Source organism: Nocardia sp. NPDC004168, from assembly GCF_040610355.1.
Taxonomy (GTDB): Bacteria; Actinomycetota; Actinomycetes; order Mycobacteriales; family Mycobacteriaceae; genus Nocardia; species Nocardia sichangensis.
This window is the reverse complement of record NZ_JBEXME010000020.1, coordinates 96490-111842: the sequence shown is the minus strand read 5'-3', so window position 1 is coordinate 111842 and position 15353 is coordinate 96490. Positions and strand designations below refer to the sequence as shown.

Here is a 15353-nt window from a genome sequence, read left to right as displayed (position 1 = left end):
TGCTTTCCTTTCAGTGGGTTTTCGTTGCTTGTTCGCTTCCCGCGTCGGTGGTCACCGACGTCAGCAAGTCGGCGATCGCGCGGGCCGCCGGACGGGATTCCAGATGCAGCCTGCCGATGTTCACCTCGGGGGCGGCCAAAACGGTCAGCGACGTCCAGCCCGCCGCGTAGATGACCACGTGCCCTCCGGTGCCGTGGACCACGACCTCGCTGAACCCGCCGCCGTGCGCGGTGGTGGCGAGCCGGTGGGACAGCGACAGCTGCGAGGCGGCCATGGCGGCCATCCCGTTCGGCTCGATCTGCGCAGGCAGATCATGGGCGACCAACAGTCCGTCGTTGGACGCGACCAGCGCGCCGGTCAGTCGCGGAACTCGATTGCGCAGCGCTTTCAACTCCGTGAGCACCGCCGCGTTCGGTTCGGGTCCGGACATCGCCACCTTGGTCAACCTTCCCATCCAATCGCCGAGCAGTTTCTTCCGCGTGGTCACGCGAGCTCCTCCAAAGCCGCTTGCAGGCGGACGAGCAGGTCCCGGTCGGGCGGCTCCAACCGATCGGCGACCGGGACCGGTGGCGCCGAGTGCCTGCCACGGCGGCGGGGAAGCCGGCCCGGCTCGGCGAGCACAGGCGCGACCGCCACGGGCTCGGGGCGCACCGGCTCGAGCCCGACCGGCCCGGCCGCCACCGGGACCGGCGTCGCGAGGGGCGGCTCGATCAAGCCCGCCGCGGTCAGATCCCGCACCGCCACCAGACATCCGTAGGTGGTACGGCCGAGTTCGCGACCGATCTCCGCGACGCTGCGCCTGCCATCCGCGGCGGCCAGCACCTCCGCCTGCCCTCCGGTGAGCACCAAACGCCGTCGCCGCACTCGGCGGACCGGCACGACCGGGACGCGATCGACCAAATCGGCGGGCCACGGCCCGGACTCGGGATCGCCGCGCCGCGCGCACTCCTGCACGAGAGCACGGGGCGTGATGTGACAGACGGGGGCCAGCCAGTGCGGTGGGGCCGGGCGGAACTCCGGGACGGCGGGCGAGGCCAGCAAGAAATAGGCGGCGTCGAAAACCGAGAGCATCGCGAGGGTTTCCAGCCGTGGCCGTCCCAGCACACGGCCTGGATCGCCCGCATCGGCGCGCCGCCAGTCCTCGGCGGTCGCCACGCCCGCCTCGACGACCAGCCGGTCCAGCCCGGTGGTGCGACGACAGTCGGCGGAAACGATCGCGCCTTCGGCGAGATGGAAAGCACCGTCGCCCGCGTGCAGCACCCCCGTACGTCCTTCCTGCTCCAACCGCCGCAATTCGACCGCGAGTTCAGGACTCATGCGCGTCCTCGGCCAATTCGTCGAGAATTCCGTGCAGTTGGTATCGCGCCATCGCGAGATTTCCGGCGTCCTCGTCGAACAGCACGTGCACGAAAAGCCGTCCGTCGAAGTCTCCGTTCACCAGGTTCAACAGGTGATATCCGCGGGTGCCGTAGACGATGATCTCGGTGACGTCGTCGCCGTCGGTCGACAATGCCGGACAGGCGAGCACCGCGCGCACCACATCCGTTGTGGCAGCGGCATCTTCGTGCTCGTCCACCAGGTCGTGCCTGCCGTCGGCGGCGATCGCCAGACCGCTCGCACCGTCCACCAGCGTCACGCTGCGCGCACCGGGAATATCCATGATGCGTTTCAGACAACCGTCGATTCCGATCACGCGCCACCACTTGTCATGTGAGGGGGTTTACGGGTTCCAGACGCTACACACGGGCACCGCGCGATGTACAGCAAATCGGTGAGAAATTTCCGGTAAAAAACGTCGTCCCTGGAAACGCACGATAAATACCTTTCGGTATCAAATACCTATTGGTATTCATACCCTTCGGTTTTCGTTTTCCGACACGCCGACCCGGCCACAATAAATCCTCGATACGGCTGCTCGACGGCCCCCGTGCCACTTTCCCGGCACGCCTGCGTCCGCGCACGCACGAACGTGTACCGCCGGAACGACACAGCCGCGCGAGTCTTCTCGCTGTGCGCGGCGCACGGCGGCAGGGACCTGCCCGGAGACGGCAAGGGCAAGTAGTGATCTCGCAGCAATCACCAGATCGGCCGCACTGCCCGCCCGCGAAGCCGCGACTTCAGCGCCTGCCACGCAGGTAGTCGCTGACCACGGCGGCGCCCAAGCCGTCCAGGCCGGGCGCCACCACCCGGCCGCCGCTGCGGCGGGCCACCAGGTCGACGAACGCGGCCAGGCGCGGGTCCTCGCCGAGCATGAACACCGTCACCGACGCACCCAGCTTGGCCAGGGCGTCGACCTGCGCCATCGTCACTGCCAGCGTGCGTTGCGCGGGTGGCCAGTTGAAGTAGGTCTCCCCGTCCGGCTCCAGGTGCGCGGTCGGCTCACCGTCGGTGACCACGAGCACGACCGGCACCGCGTCCGGATGCCTGCGCAGGTGCGCCGCGGCCAGCAGCAGTGCGTGGTGCAGATTGGTGCCCTGTTCCCAAACGCCTTCCAGCGCGGTGAGTTCGCCGATGTCCACGGTCGTCGCGTGCCTGCCGAAGGTGATCACGCTCAACGCGTCGGAGCGGAACCGGGTGCCGATCAGATGGTGCAGCGCGAGAGCGGTGCGCTTCATCGGCACCCATCTGCCGTCCTGCACCATCGACCAGGACGTGTCGACGCACAGCGCGACGGCGGCCCTGGAGCGCTGCTCGGTCTCCATGATCTCGACGTCGGAAACGTCCAGCCGCACCTGGCGATTACCCGTCGACGCCGACCGCAGCACGGCATTGCGCACGGTCCGCGACACGTCCCACGGCTCGGTATCACCGAAGCGCCAGGCCCGGGAGCCGCCGGTCGGCTCGCCCGCGGCGCCGGCCGCGGCGGTGTCCCGTTCGCCGCGCCGAGACCGCAAGCGCCCGACGACATCACGCAGCGCCACCTCGCCGAGACGCCGCAAGGCCTTGGGCGTCAACCGGAGCGAGCCGTCCTGCGCCCGTTCGAAGATGCCTTGCCTGCGCAATTCGCGTTCCAGTTCGGCCAGCCGCGCGGCGTCCACGCTCGCGTCCGCGCCGAGGTGGCGCTCCAGCGCGTCCAGATCGATGTCCTCCAGCCGGGCGCCCGCGTAGGTCTGGCCGAGTTGCTCGGCGAGCGCGTCGAGTTCGGCGAGATCTTGCAGGGCCTGCGCGCCCGCGCCGAGGCCGAGCGGATCCTCGCCGCGAAACCGCCGCGCGGAGTTCCAGTCCTCACCGGGACGCAGCGCCCGCAGATGCGCGTCCAGCGCGGCGACCTGCTGGGCGATCGCCGGATCGCCGAACGCCTGGCCGATCAACTCGGACAGCTCCGCGCGCTGCTGCTCGGTCATCGAATTCATCATGCGCTGCGCGGCGGCGGCTCGGGCCGCGAGCGCGTCGATCAATTCCTCGGTGTCGCGCGGGTTCCCGGGGAAGAACTCGCCGTGCTCGGCCATGAACTCGGCGAACCGCTGCTCGGTGTTCTCGCCCCTGGCATGGGCGGCGAGCAGGTCGTTGAGGTCGGACATCATCTGTCCGACCCGCTCGACGTCCTCCGGGGTGGTGTTCCGCAAAGCCTGTTTCATGCCCTGGAAGCGCGATTCCAGCAGCTCGCGGCCGAGCAGGTCACGGATCTTCTGATAGTTCTCGCGGCCGGTCTCCGATCGCCAGGCGTAGTCGGCGAGTTCGGTGACGGCGGCGGCCGCGCTCGACGGCAGGGCGTCCAGCTGCGCTTCGGCGAACCTGGCGTCGTCGGAGGGGTCGGGGAACAGTGCGCCGCGCTCGGCTTCCAGCGCCTCCTCCAGCAGTTCCCGGACCTGCTGCAACGTGCCGTCCAGCCGGTGGCTGCGAGCGATCTCCGCGCGGCGCTGCCACAACCGGCGAGTCAGCTCCTCCAATCCCGGCGTGCCGCGGGTGCCGCGCCGCAGCAGCTCTTGCAGGGCGTTGCGCGGCGAGCTGCCCTCCATCACGTCGCGACCGATCCGGTCCAGTGCCTCGCGCAGGTCCAGCGGGGGCGCCAAGGGATCGGGCCCCTCGTGGTAGGGGCCGTAGGAGTAGCGATCGGGGTTGGTCACGATGCCTCGCCGGGAACAGCGGCGGTCATCGGCCGTACACCGCCAGACCGTCGTCGGAGTCCTTCGCGATCTGCCGGGCCAGGTAGAGCGCCTCCAGCGCGAACTCGACGGCCGAGGCGATCCGCGGCGGCGGATCGGCAGCGTCGACGCCGAGCCGTCCGGCCACCTCGTGCAGGACCGGCAGTTCGGGCAACGCCGAGAGGACCTCCGCGCCGGGCACGCGTTCGCCGGTGGTGACCAGATGCCCGTCCCCGACCGCCTCGGCAAGCGGCCGCAGATTCAATCCGCCGAGCAGGGCCCGCGCGGTCTCGGAGAACGAGCGGCGCAGCAGATGGGTGAGATGTTCCTGCTCACGCCCCTCCTCCCCGGACTCGAATTCCAGCTTGCCGCGCAAGACGGCGGGAACGGATTCCAGGTCGACCGGACGCGCCACGGCAGGGCTCTCCCCCGTCACCGCGGACCTGCGCAAAGCCGCCGCGGCCACCGTCTCGGCCGCGGCCACGGCGAAACGAGCGGATACGCCGGACCGCTGGTCGATCGCGGACGACTCGCGCAATTGCCGCACGAACCGGGCGAGCACCTCGATCAGCGGGTCGCCCACTTCGGCAACGAGCTCGGCCTCCTGGCGCACCAGCGCCACCTCGGCCTCCACGCTGAGCGGGTAGTGAGTGCGAATCTCCGCGCCGAAGCGGTCTTTCAGCGGCGTGATGATCCGGCCGCGGTTGGTGTAGTCCTCCGGGTTGGCGGTGGCGACCAGCAGCACGTCCAGCGGAAGGCGCAGGGTGTAGCCGCGGACCTGGATGTCGCGTTCCTCCATCACGTTCAGCAACGCGACCTGGATACGTTCGGCGAGATCTGGCAACTCGTTGATCGCAACGATGCCGCGATGCGCGCGCGGGACGAGTCCGAAATGGATGGTCTCGGGGTCACCGAGACTGCGGCCCTCGGCCACCTTCACCGGGTCGACGTCGCCGATCAGATCGCCGACGGAAGTGTCCGGCGTGGCGAGCTTCTCGGCGTACCGCTGCGAGCGATGCCGCCACGTGACGGGCAGCTCGTCGCCGAGTTCGGCGGCCAGCCTACGACCGGCGGGGCTGATCGGGTCGAGCGGATGTTCGCCCAGTTCGGCGCCCGCGATCACGGGCGTCCATTCGTCCAGCAGGCCGACCAGGGTACGCAGCAGCCGGGTCTTGCCCTGGCCGCGCTCACCGAGCAGCACGACGTCGTGTCCCGCCAGCAGGGCGCGTTCCAGCTGCGGCACGACCGTCCGGTCGAACCCGACGATGCCGGGCCACGGGTCGCCACCGGAACTCAGCAGGGTCAGGAGGTTCTCGCGGATCTCGGTCTTCACGCCACGCGGCAGGTAGCCGGCCGAACGTAGCTCGCCCGCGGTCGTGGGCAGGTGTTCGGGAACTTTCACGAATTCGACGCTACGTCCATTCCGCCATCGGGTCGACCGAAAGAAATCGATGGACGCTAGATTGCTAGCATGCTAGCTTTGATGGCGCGCCGATCAAGACGACATCCCGGACAACCGAAGCAACCCGAGGAGAGAGCGATATGACGACGAAGGGCATCGAGGGCGTCCACGTGGAGACGCACAACTGGGGCGCGACCGCGAGATTCTTCCTAGCCCTCGGCTATGAGCCGGAATTCACCACCGACCACAACTCCGGGCTGTTCCGCAACGGCGAGGGACCCTATGTCTTCATCGCGGAGATCCCGCGCCATCAGACGCCCCGCACTCAACTGGTCCTGACCGTCTCCGATGCCGACGCGTTCCAGCCGAACGCCGATATCGACGTGGTCGCGCCGTTCGAGGCAACGCATTACGGCACAAAGGAAATGACGGTGCGCGATCCCGACGGGCGCATCTGGAGTCTGCAGGCTCAGGGCTGAGAACGCCCCAGACACTGTGCGCCGGTGCGCCGCGCCGCAATTCGGTCCACGCTCCGGCACGCCGTCCGTCTGCAGGTGGGCGGCAAGACAGTCCGTAAACGAACTCCCCGAGTCGGCCGGACTCGCTGAATAGTGCTGTTGCCGAACCGATTACGGCCCGTTCAGGTCATCGCGTGGTGAGTTGCGGTTCGTTGGACGCGTGCGGCGCGGTCGCAGCGGGGTTCTCCGGTTCGTGCACGACCGGAGACGGGTGCACGGCACCGACCGGCGTGACCTGTTCCATCCGCGGCGCGTGGTCGTTGCCATCGGGTGCGTAGTGCTGGGCCATGCCCGGCTCCAGCGCACGACCATTCGACTCCGAACGCGTCGCGGCAGCCTCCGAGAGCGCGACGTGCCCGGTGGGCTCCACCGTGCCAACGGCGTTCGACTCGGGGGACACCTCAGGGGCCGCCGAGAGCGCGATATGTTCGGTGACCGCCTCGGCCGCACTGTGAGCCGTCGACTCGGGATGCGCCTCGGCGGTCTCGCCGCGCGCACCATGCTCGTTGGCCGCCTCCGCGAATCCGGGGGCACTCGGCTCGGGCACGGCCACGGAAAGCTCCACCGGCTGCTCGCCCGGCTCCGCCTGCCTGCCGGTGCGAATCCGGTCGAGCGTCTGTCGCACCGCCGCCGCCAGACGTGCGTCCAGGACAGCTTCATCCGGACTGGCTGCGGCAGGCGCTTCCGGACCGCCCGCGCCGGCCGCGGACGGCCGTTCGATCGCGGGCAGCGGCGTCGTTGCCAGCCACAGCTCGGTGAGTTCGGCCGAGGCGGCGGCGGGCGTGGCGATCGGGGCTTCGACGGCGGGCTGCTGCCCCGCCGCAGCGGCCTGTCCGTGCTGCGGAGCCGCGGGGGCCGCGCCCTCCCGGCCGGGTGCGGGCGGCTCGCTCGCGGCGGATTCGCTCGCACGGCGAGCCGTCGGCTCCATGAGGATGCTCGGCAGGATCTGGTTCCCGGCGCCGCCGACCTGGGTGAGCGCCGCCAGTCGTTCCTGGAGATCTTCGTGGTCGGGGACGGCGGCGGTCGCCTGCTCGATCGCGCGCCCGTATCGCTCGGCGACGAGCCGGTGGGTGACGAGCGCGACGCCGATCATGATGGGCGCGATCGCGTGGATACCGATCCCGGCCACCTCGCCCGTCCTGATGTAGGGAAACGTGTTCAACGCGATACTCGCCGTCAGCAGGACGCCCTCGACGGTGTAGACCTGCCACAGCCGATCGATCACGCCCCACTCGGCGGTGTCCCCGGTGGACAGCATCAGCGCGACGAGTACCGCGCTGATCAGCGCTTCCAGACCGTAGGACAGCCAGAACATCGGATTGCTCGCACCGCCGGACGGCGCGATGTTCTGCTGCACCGTCACCGCGGAGAACAGCATCGAGAACGCGACGACTCCGGCCAGCAATCCCAGCACCCGCGGCTTGCGCTGATGCAGGCGGGCGACTTTCGCGTGCGGGCTGCTGCTATGCCGCTGCTCACCGATCGCCTGGGCGGCCCGCAGCAAGTCGGCGGCTTCCCGTTCGGCCAGCTCGGCGGCCGTGCGCCGCACCCGCTCCGCGGCGTCCGCGGCCGCCTGGATGCGCGCCCGTTTCTCGTGGCGTTCATAGTCACGCACGAGCTCGGCCAACTCGCGGGAGGCGGCGAGCTCACGCTCAGATAATGCTTCGAGCAGCGCCGGATCGTCCTGGTGGGCCAATCGCTCATGCGCGATCTGCACCCGATCCGGCAGCGCGCCTGCCACCAGATCATCCATCGGCGACGCCCCGGCGGGCGCGTTGGTCGTGAAACGACGGAACATCAGCAAAGAACCTTTCCGACGGTCGAGTGTTCCAGACGCAGCGCGCCATAGCTGCCTCGGCCGTCGAACCGGACGACCGACCCGGCCGAGAACGAAAAGATAACTCGTCATCGAAATCCGTTCGACCCGACGAGCAATCGGAGCCGCTCAGTGGCAGCGGAACGAATCCCGCAGGACAGATCGCAGGTCCCATCCGGATCGCTCCCGTCCCCGGGCTCAGTAGCCCTTCGGCGAACGATTCGGATCCGCTTGCTGAACCTTCGCTTGCAGGTCGTGGCCGTCGCGGGAGACACCGTACCGCTCCATGACGTAGTTCATGCTGGCGGCGACATTGGCCACCGGATCGTGAATGTTGCTGGAGGTTCCAGCGGCATGGTAGCCAAGGAAGGTGCTGGGGATCGTCTGGGTAAGTCCCCTGGACGCGTGTCCGGCGGCCGCGTTGCTGTCCCAATTGTTCACGGCGTTGGGATTTCCGCCGGATTCTCGTTCGATCAGAACCCGGTAGCCGCGCTTCCAGTACTCGCGGGCCACCGGATCGGTGATGCCGAGCGCGTCGAGCGCGCCGTCGATCGCGGCGTCGACCGAGACGTTGCCCTGGTAGCGGGCGTAATCAGCGCTCGTCGCGGCAGGCACGAAGCCGGGGCCGGGTGAATAACTGCGCTGCATGTAGTTGCTCGGCACGTAGTTGCCTGCCGCCGAGGCGGGGCTGTACGTGGGCGCGGAGCCGTCGATGTTCTTCGCGTGCGCTTGGACGCGGTCGGTGGCCTTCGCGATCTCGTCGTGTACGTCGTCGATCGTCTTCAGCACGGCGTTCGCCAGCCTGATCTCGATGTCCGTAGCGATGTACTGCTTGCCCGGGCTCGCCCCAGGAGCCGCGTCCAATGTCGCCTGCAGATCTTTGACATGCTGCCTGATAGCGACGAAGGTGCCGCTGGAGATGTCGTAGGTGCCGTAGGCGGACAGATCGACGTTGTCGTCTTGCTTGCGGATGTCGTCCTTGATGTCGTCGAACTCCTGCGCCCGGTTGGCGTAACCCTCGGCCAAGACCGACTTCTTCTCGTCACCGGTGACGAGCTTCTCGTCGCGCAGCAACTTGACCACATCCGGCGCCTGCGAAGGCGAACCCGTCGCCAGCAGATCCGCCGACGTCTGGATCGTCTGGCGGCCCACTTCGATGACCGCCTTCAGGCCCGGGCTCGCGTCCGCGGGCGGGTCCAGCTTCACCACCCAGCGCTCGGTGCTCATCGAGACCCCCCAGCCCTGGTCGGCCGCGGCCTTGCGAATACCAGCATCATCACCTCACGCCTGACAACGCTCACCAGGCCGTGCGTGGCCTACCAGTCCGACGCCGTCGAGTATCCCGCAACGCCCCATGCCCCTTTCCCGGCTGTGGGAGTAGCGGCTTCGAGCAGCCGATCGCCACGGGCGCGCGCCGGCGCGGCGCGCGAAGACGTCAGATCGTTGCGGGGCGGCGGGCGCCGCGACGCCGTGGACGCAGTTGGTAGAGGCGATACCAGGCCAGCGCGAGGAAGATGGCTCCCAGACCGGCGACCACTCCCATATCGAGCAGCCAGGTGCCGATGGTGTGTTTCCACAGCGGGTCAGGGCCCCCCTCATGCGGGGAGAGGGTATCGAGGTCGAGAGTGGCGGCTCCCGCGGCGAACCCCCACCGAGCCGGCGCGATGTATGCCAGCTGCTCCAGGACGGGAGTGCCGGGCAGCCGCACCAGACCGCCGGTGAGCACCAGTTGCGCCATGGACAGCACGATCAGCAACGGCAGCGTCTTCTCCGAGGTGTTCACCGATACCGACACCAGCAAGCCGAGTGCCAGCGACGAGATGCCGAGCAACGCCATCATCAGCATCAATTCCAGCTCGACCGAGGTGAACAGCCCCGTGGGCGGCATACTGACCCCGATGGTGCCGATCAGGACGAGCACTACCGCCTGCAGCGTGGTGATCACGCCGAGGACCAGCAGTTTCGACATCAAATAGACGCCGGCCGACAATCCTGCCGCGCGTTCTCTGCGATAGATCGTCTGTTCCTTGACGATCTCCCGGATCGAGTTGCCGGTGCCGACGAAGCATGCCGCGAACGCCAGGATCATGAGCTTGGTCGCGGCATCGACGTTCGTTCCCGGCGCACCGGTGAATCCCTGACCGGCCGGCACGGCGGCGATCAACCCACCGAGCAGCAGGGGCATGACACCGAGCAGCGCCAGATAACTGCGGTCCGAGGCGATCACCGCGAGGTAACGCCTGCACAACGTGCTGAGCTGGCTGAACTTGGACTGCGACGGTGGCGGCGGCGTCGGTGTGTGCACTTCCGCGGGGACGACATCATCGGTCGGGCCGACCGACACGTAGCGGTCGTAGCGTGGCGACTCCCGGAACTCACCGGCCCAGTCCCGCTCTTCCTCGCGGTCGAAAGCCTGGAACACCTCGGCCCAGCTCCCCGCTGCGAACTGCAGCAACCCTTCCGCGGGCGGACCGTAGTAGGCCAGCCGGCCGCCGGGCACCAGGACCAGCAGGCGGTCGCAGGCATCGAGGTTCGCGACGCTGTGGGTGACGACGATGACCGTACGCCCGTCGTGCGCCAGTCCCGACAGCATTTCCATGACCGTCTTGTCCAGGCCGGGATCCAAACCGGATGTCGGTTCGTCGAGGAACAGCAAGGAGGGTTTGGTCAGCAGTTCCAGTGCGACGCTCACGCGTTTGCGCTGCCCACCCGAGAGCCGATCGATGCGGGTGTCGGCGTGCCGCGCCAAGCCGAGCTCGTCGAGGACCTCGTCGACCCGCTGCTCGCGCTCCTCGCGGCCCGTGTCACCGGGGAAACGCAGCTCGGCCGCGTAGAGCAGCGCCCGGCGCGTCGGAAGCTGGTTGTGCAGGATGTCTTCCTGCGGTACCAATCCGATGCGGTGGCGGAGTTCGTCGTAGTTGGTGTACAGATCGCGGCCGTCGTAGAGCACCGTCCCCTCGGTCGCGGGCCGCAACCCGGTGATCGCGCCGAGCAGTGTCGATTTGCCCGCCCCGCTCGGCCCGATCACCCCCACGAGCGATCGTCCCGGGATGGGGAACCTCACGCTGTCCATCAACACCTTGCCCTCGGGTGTCCGGACGGTGATGTTCTGCACGCAGACCGATACGTCACCGGTGTCGACGAACTCGCGCAGTTCGTCGCCCACCAACCGGAAGGTGGTATGGCCCATTCCGATCAAGTCGGATTCGGACAGATCGGCGGCGGCGACGCGGGCTCCGTTGACGTAGGTGCCGTTGTGGCTGTCGAGGTCGACGATCCGGTATCTGCCCGCACCGATCGTCCGCAACTCGGCGTGATGGCGGGAGACCATGAGATCGTGCGCGACGATGTCGTTGTCCGCGGCGCGCCCGATTCGGAGAGTGGGCGACGTTATCCGGACCACCGCGCTGGGGTGGTCCGCCGGAGGCGCCGACCGCGACACACGCCGGGGCAGGCCCGGATGGAACTTCGTGACCGTTGCTTCGTCGTCGAGAGCGTAGCCGGGGTTCGGCACGATCATCGTGTCGCCGCCGGCATCGCCATCGGGTTCCTGCTCGGGTGGGGTTTCCACCGAGCAAGCCAATTTCTCGCCGTCCACCGCGTGTCCGAGCTGGAACGTCTCGTCGTGATCTATCACCATCCGATCGACGCGGTGACCGTCGAAGAACGTGCCGTTGAGACTGTGCGCGTCCTCGATTTTCCAACCGTCCGCACCACGCTCCAGAACGGCGTGCAACGACGAAACGCGGGGATCGGAGACGACGATATCGGCCGCCGGATCGCGACCGACGTTATAGGCACCACCAGCGCGGAGCCGATAGACGCGTTCCCGTGTCTGGACCACGAGAACCGGCGCCTCGGGCAATTCGGTGGAGGATGATCCGTCCGCCATAAAGGGAGTATACGACCGCGCCACACGGTAGCCGCAATAGTCGCGACCGCCCGATCTCGCCACGAGTCTCACCGCCGCGATCTCGCTCCATCACACGAACCCCGGCTGAGCAGTACAAATAGGCGTGGAAGACAGTGGGGCAGCCTCGTCCGCAGCCACCTGCTCACGCCGGATTCGAGAAACGGCAGTCGAATCCAAGGAATCACAACCGATCGTGCCGTTACAGCTCGGATCGATAGGTGAGTCCCGCCTCGTCGCGATATTTCCGCATTCGGCACCGGGGTCAGCTAATACGGTCGCGGCAATACAAATCGTTCAATGTTGAAATCATCCTCGATCGCCCCGGGAGTTGTTCCGAAAACGTCCGACCGCCGCAGCCCGATTGCGTTTTCTTGCAACGAAACCGGCTTGCCACCCGGCCTTCCTTACCTATACAGCGTCGGCCGACCCCGTACCGGTTCCACTCCAGATGTGCACACGACTTCGCCTGTGCCGCAATGCCGAAAGGCTAGGCCGGCCGCCGCGACCGATGACTTTCGGTCGGGGGGCCCGTCCTGACACACATGACCGATCTGACAGGAGACAGCCGCATGCAGATCCGCGCACGCCTGTGCATGAGTGCCGACGGTTATGTGACCACTCCGAACGGCTGGCCGCCCCAGGTGCTGGATCCGCTCCACGGGCCTGGCAGCCATGGCATCGCGGAATTCCTCGAGCCTGTCGAGGCGGCGCTGATGGGCCGGACCACGTTCGAACCGGCGCTCACAAACGACCGGTGGCCGTGGCCGGGCTTGCGGGTGTTCGTGCTCGGCTCGCGTCGTCCGGAGGGCACGCCCGACGATGTCATCGTCGAAAGCGATCCGGTTCGACTGCTCGAGCGCTTGCGCGCCGCCAATCGCGGTGGCGATGTCCATCTCATCGGCGGTCCCCGCACGATCGACACCTTTCGTGCGCTCGGCGCGCTCGACAAGCTGGAGCTGGTGGTCCTGCCGTTCCTGGTCGGCGGAGGAATGCGCCTCACTGATGCCCTGAGCGTCGATACGGGCTTGGAATTCGAAGCCTCGCGCGCGCTGCCGGGCGGGTCGGTCGAGATCGCCTACCGGGTACGGACCGACGGAGCCGTCCCCGCGGCGCAGGAGCCGGACTGGGCGCCTGACTCGCAACGTCGACGCGGGAACTGACCCGAGCACGAGTCTGCCGATCACCGCCGCGCATCACCCGAGCACAGCCGGCGGTACACACTCCATGCCGCGCGCTTGGACAAACAGGCAAGCCTGGGTCTGAAGTGCCTGCGCCACAGCATATTCGCGACTTCACAAGGTGCACGAAGCGGCTCTCTCGAGCAGCGCGCAGTCGTGCTCGCGTGCTGAGCAGTTCAGCTGATCAACGGCGGGGAACAAACGGGCGCTATTGCGTGTTGTCGCTGATGACGCTACCGTGAGGCGGTCTCCATCTTGTGGATGTAGGTGTCGACCCCCTCCCACAAGAATCCACAGTCGCCACGGCGGTCTCGTATACCGTGCGCCGGCAGCACGTCCGGAGCAGACAGCGCCCAGCCACCTAACGGCGCATGCAACGAGCGTCATTCCCGTAGGCGGCATTCATCGGCAACCCGCCACATTCATTGCCCCCCGAGGAGAAAACCATGCAAGACAACACTATCCACAGTGAAGACAGCCCCACCGGGGAGAACCGGACTACATCGGTCACCGGCATCCTCGACATCACGCACAACCACGCCTCGCTGCACGTCGACGGTTATCTGCCCGGACCGCGGGACGCTCATGTGCCCGCGCGTTTGATCCGCGAGCACGGCCTGCGCCGCGGCGATACCGTCACCGGCACGGTCGGACCGAAACGTGAAGGCGCCAAACTCGCACCGCTTGTCGGAGTGGACAGCATCAACGGCTTGCCACCCGGCAATACCAGAGCGCGACCGCACTTCGCCGATTTGATCCCCATCTATCCCCAGGACCGGCTACGGCTGGAGACCGAGCCGCATGAACTGACCACCCGCGTCACCGATCTGGTCATGCCGATCGGCAAGGGCCAGCGCGCGCTGGTCGTCGCACCGCCCAAGGCGGGCAAAACCTCTGTGCTGCAAGCCATCGCGCACGGCATCGCCAAGAATCATCCCGAATGCCAGCTGATGCTGGTATTGGTCGGGGAACGCCCGGAAGAGGTGACCGACCTGTCCCGAGCGGTACCGGCCGAGGTCGCCGCCGCGACCTTCGACCAACCGGCCCAGGACCACATCGCACTCGCCGAACTGGCCATCGAACACGCGAAACGCCTTGTCGAAATGGGTCACGACGTCGTCGTGCTGCTGGACTCGCTGACCCGGCTTGCCCGCGCCTACAACCTGGCGGCCGCCGGGTCCGGCCGCATCCTCTCCGGCGGCGTCGATGCCGGGGCACTCGCGCCACCGAAGAAATTCCTCGGCGCCGCACGAAATGTCGAGCACGGCGGCTCGCTCACCATCATCGCCACTGCCCTGGTCGAGACCGGCTCGCTCGCCGACACCGTGATCTTCGAGGAATACAAGGGGACCGGAAACGCCGAACTGAAGCTCGATCGGCACCTCGCCGACCGCCGTCTGTTCCCCGCGATCGACATCGACCGCTCCAGCACCCGCAAAGAGGAACTGCTGCTGTCCGCCGACGAGCTCACGGCCACGGGGTCCCTGCGCAAGACCCTCTCGGGCCGCGACCCGCAGCAAGCGCTCGAACTGCTACTGACCGGCCTCCGTCAAACCGGAACCAACCCGGAATTCCTGACCCAGATTCGCAACGCGGGCTGACAAGGGTCTACTGCGCCTGGAGACCGGCGTCTACCCCACTCGCCGCACCGAGCGAGTCGACACAGTCCTCGCGGCTCCGCGGATTGTGGATCATTCCCGGGGTGTGCGATCGAGCATCGTGAGGTAGGCATCGAGCTGGGCCGCGCCGGCGAGCAGGTTGCGGCTGCGCGCGGTCAGCCGGTCCTGCCAGGAGTCGAGGAAAGCCCGCAGCGCGTCCGCCCCGCCTGCCTCGCGCAGTGACTCGATGAACTGCGCGACCTGGGACAGCAGGTAGCCGCCTCGGCGCAATTGTCGCGCGATCTCGGCGTCGCGTATGCAGTCCGGTCCGTATTGGCGATAGCCCGTTGCCCGATCGCGTTCGGGGCGCAGGATGCCCTGGGTCTCCCAGGTGCGCAGGGTCGCCGGGTGCACGCGGATTCGGCGTGCGAGTTCACCCACGGTCAACGGTCGACCGTGGACCGGAGTCGGCATCGCGGTGGACAGACTGCCCAAGGCCTTGGCGACCTCGGTGCGTGTGTCGCGTTCGGTGAGCAGCGCGACGTGGGAGGCGTCGATGAGCCGGTAGGCGGACTCGGTATCGCCGCGATTGGCCGCGCGCATGATCTCCATTGCCTGCTGGTGCCCGTGGCCACCGCGCAACGCCAGGAAAGCGCGTAGCGCCTGCGCGTGCAGGAGCGTGTAGCGCCGGTAACCGGTCTCGCTGCGCTCGGTCGGCGGGAGGATGCCCGCGTCGTCGTAGTTGCGGATCGCCTGTGCGGACAACTCGTGTTCCCGGGCGAGGTCGATGGGCCGCAGGTTGCACCTCCGATCGAGTCTTTGCTCTCTGGCTTCCAGGTAAAA

12 protein-coding genes are annotated in these 15353 nt (G+C 67.7%); 3 read left to right on the top strand and 9 right to left on the bottom strand.

All coding sequences use genetic code 11. The features are described from left to right. Positions 1-10 precede the first annotated feature (10 nt). The 5 genes from ABZW96_RS28210 to ABZW96_RS28190 all read right to left on the bottom strand — a co-directional run bounded on the left by ABZW96_RS28210 (position 11) and on the right by ABZW96_RS28190 (position 5487). A complete protein-coding gene (locus ABZW96_RS28210) occupies positions 11-487 on the bottom strand; it encodes a roadblock/LC7 domain-containing protein (protein WP_355078646.1) in 477 nt (158 codons plus the stop codon). Continuing rightward, the gene (locus ABZW96_RS28205; protein WP_355078645.1) at positions 484-1317 is read right to left on the bottom strand and encodes a hypothetical protein; all 834 of its coding nucleotides are present in this window, start codon (positions 1315-1317) and stop codon (positions 484-486) included. The genes ABZW96_RS28210 and ABZW96_RS28205 overlap by 4 nt, the downstream gene beginning before the upstream one ends. Further along, positions 1307-1660 carry a hypothetical protein gene (locus tag ABZW96_RS28200; RefSeq protein ID WP_355078644.1) on the bottom strand — a complete coding sequence of 118 codons (354 nt, stop codon included), beginning with the start codon at positions 1658-1660 and terminating at the stop codon, positions 1307-1309. The genes ABZW96_RS28205 and ABZW96_RS28200 overlap by 11 nt, the downstream gene beginning before the upstream one ends. A gap of 457 nt (positions 1661-2117) precedes the next feature. Next, a complete protein-coding gene (locus ABZW96_RS28195) occupies positions 2118-4067 on the bottom strand; it encodes a VWA domain-containing protein (protein ID WP_355078643.1) in 1950 nt (649 codons plus the stop codon). Between the two features lie 25 nt (positions 4068-4092). Further along, entirely contained in the window at positions 4093-5487 is a 1395-nt protein-coding gene (locus ABZW96_RS28190) for an ATP-binding protein (protein ID WP_355078642.1), read from the bottom strand. A gap of 140 nt (positions 5488-5627) precedes the next feature. On the opposite strand from ABZW96_RS28190, the gene ABZW96_RS28185 reads away from it, so the two are divergent. Further along, positions 5628-5966, top strand: a complete 339-nt coding sequence (locus tag ABZW96_RS28185) for a VOC family protein (RefSeq protein ID WP_355078641.1) — start codon at positions 5628-5630, stop codon at positions 5964-5966. 166 nt (positions 5967-6132) lie between these two features. On the opposite strand, the gene ABZW96_RS28180 is transcribed toward ABZW96_RS28185, so the two are convergent. The 3 genes from ABZW96_RS28180 to ABZW96_RS28170 form a co-directional block, all read right to left on the bottom strand. Next, positions 6133-7803: a hypothetical protein gene (locus ABZW96_RS28180; RefSeq protein WP_355078640.1), complete on the bottom strand. Its 1671-nt coding sequence runs from the start codon at positions 7801-7803 to the stop codon at positions 6133-6135. 216 nt (positions 7804-8019) lie between these two features. After that, the gene (locus ABZW96_RS28175) at positions 8020-9048 is read right to left on the bottom strand and encodes a transglycosylase SLT domain-containing protein (RefSeq protein WP_355078639.1); all 1029 of its coding nucleotides are present in this window, start codon (positions 9046-9048) and stop codon (positions 8020-8022) included. A gap of 208 nt (positions 9049-9256) precedes the next feature. Continuing rightward, the gene (locus ABZW96_RS28170; RefSeq protein WP_355078638.1) at positions 9257-11713 is read right to left on the bottom strand and encodes an FHA domain-containing protein; all 2457 of its coding nucleotides are present in this window, start codon (positions 11711-11713) and stop codon (positions 9257-9259) included. 563 nt (positions 11714-12276) lie between these two features. Between ABZW96_RS28170 and ABZW96_RS28165 the strand changes: the two genes are divergently transcribed. Both ABZW96_RS28165 and ABZW96_RS28160 read left to right on the top strand, forming a co-directional pair. After that, positions 12277-12894 carry a dihydrofolate reductase family protein gene (locus tag ABZW96_RS28165; RefSeq protein ID WP_355078637.1) on the top strand — a complete coding sequence of 206 codons (618 nt, stop codon included), beginning with the start codon at positions 12277-12279 and terminating at the stop codon, positions 12892-12894. Positions 12895-13337: 443 nt separating this feature from the next. Beyond that, positions 13338-14513: a transcription termination factor Rho, short form gene (locus ABZW96_RS28160; RefSeq protein ID WP_355078636.1), complete on the top strand. Its 1176-nt coding sequence runs from the start codon at positions 13338-13340 to the stop codon at positions 14511-14513. 90 nt (positions 14514-14603) lie between these two features. On the opposite strand, the gene ABZW96_RS28155 is transcribed toward ABZW96_RS28160, so the two are convergent. Further along, positions 14604-15308: a MerR family transcriptional regulator gene (locus tag ABZW96_RS28155; protein WP_355078668.1), complete on the bottom strand. Its 705-nt coding sequence runs from the start codon at positions 15306-15308 to the stop codon at positions 14604-14606. Positions 15309-15353 lie beyond the last annotated feature (45 nt).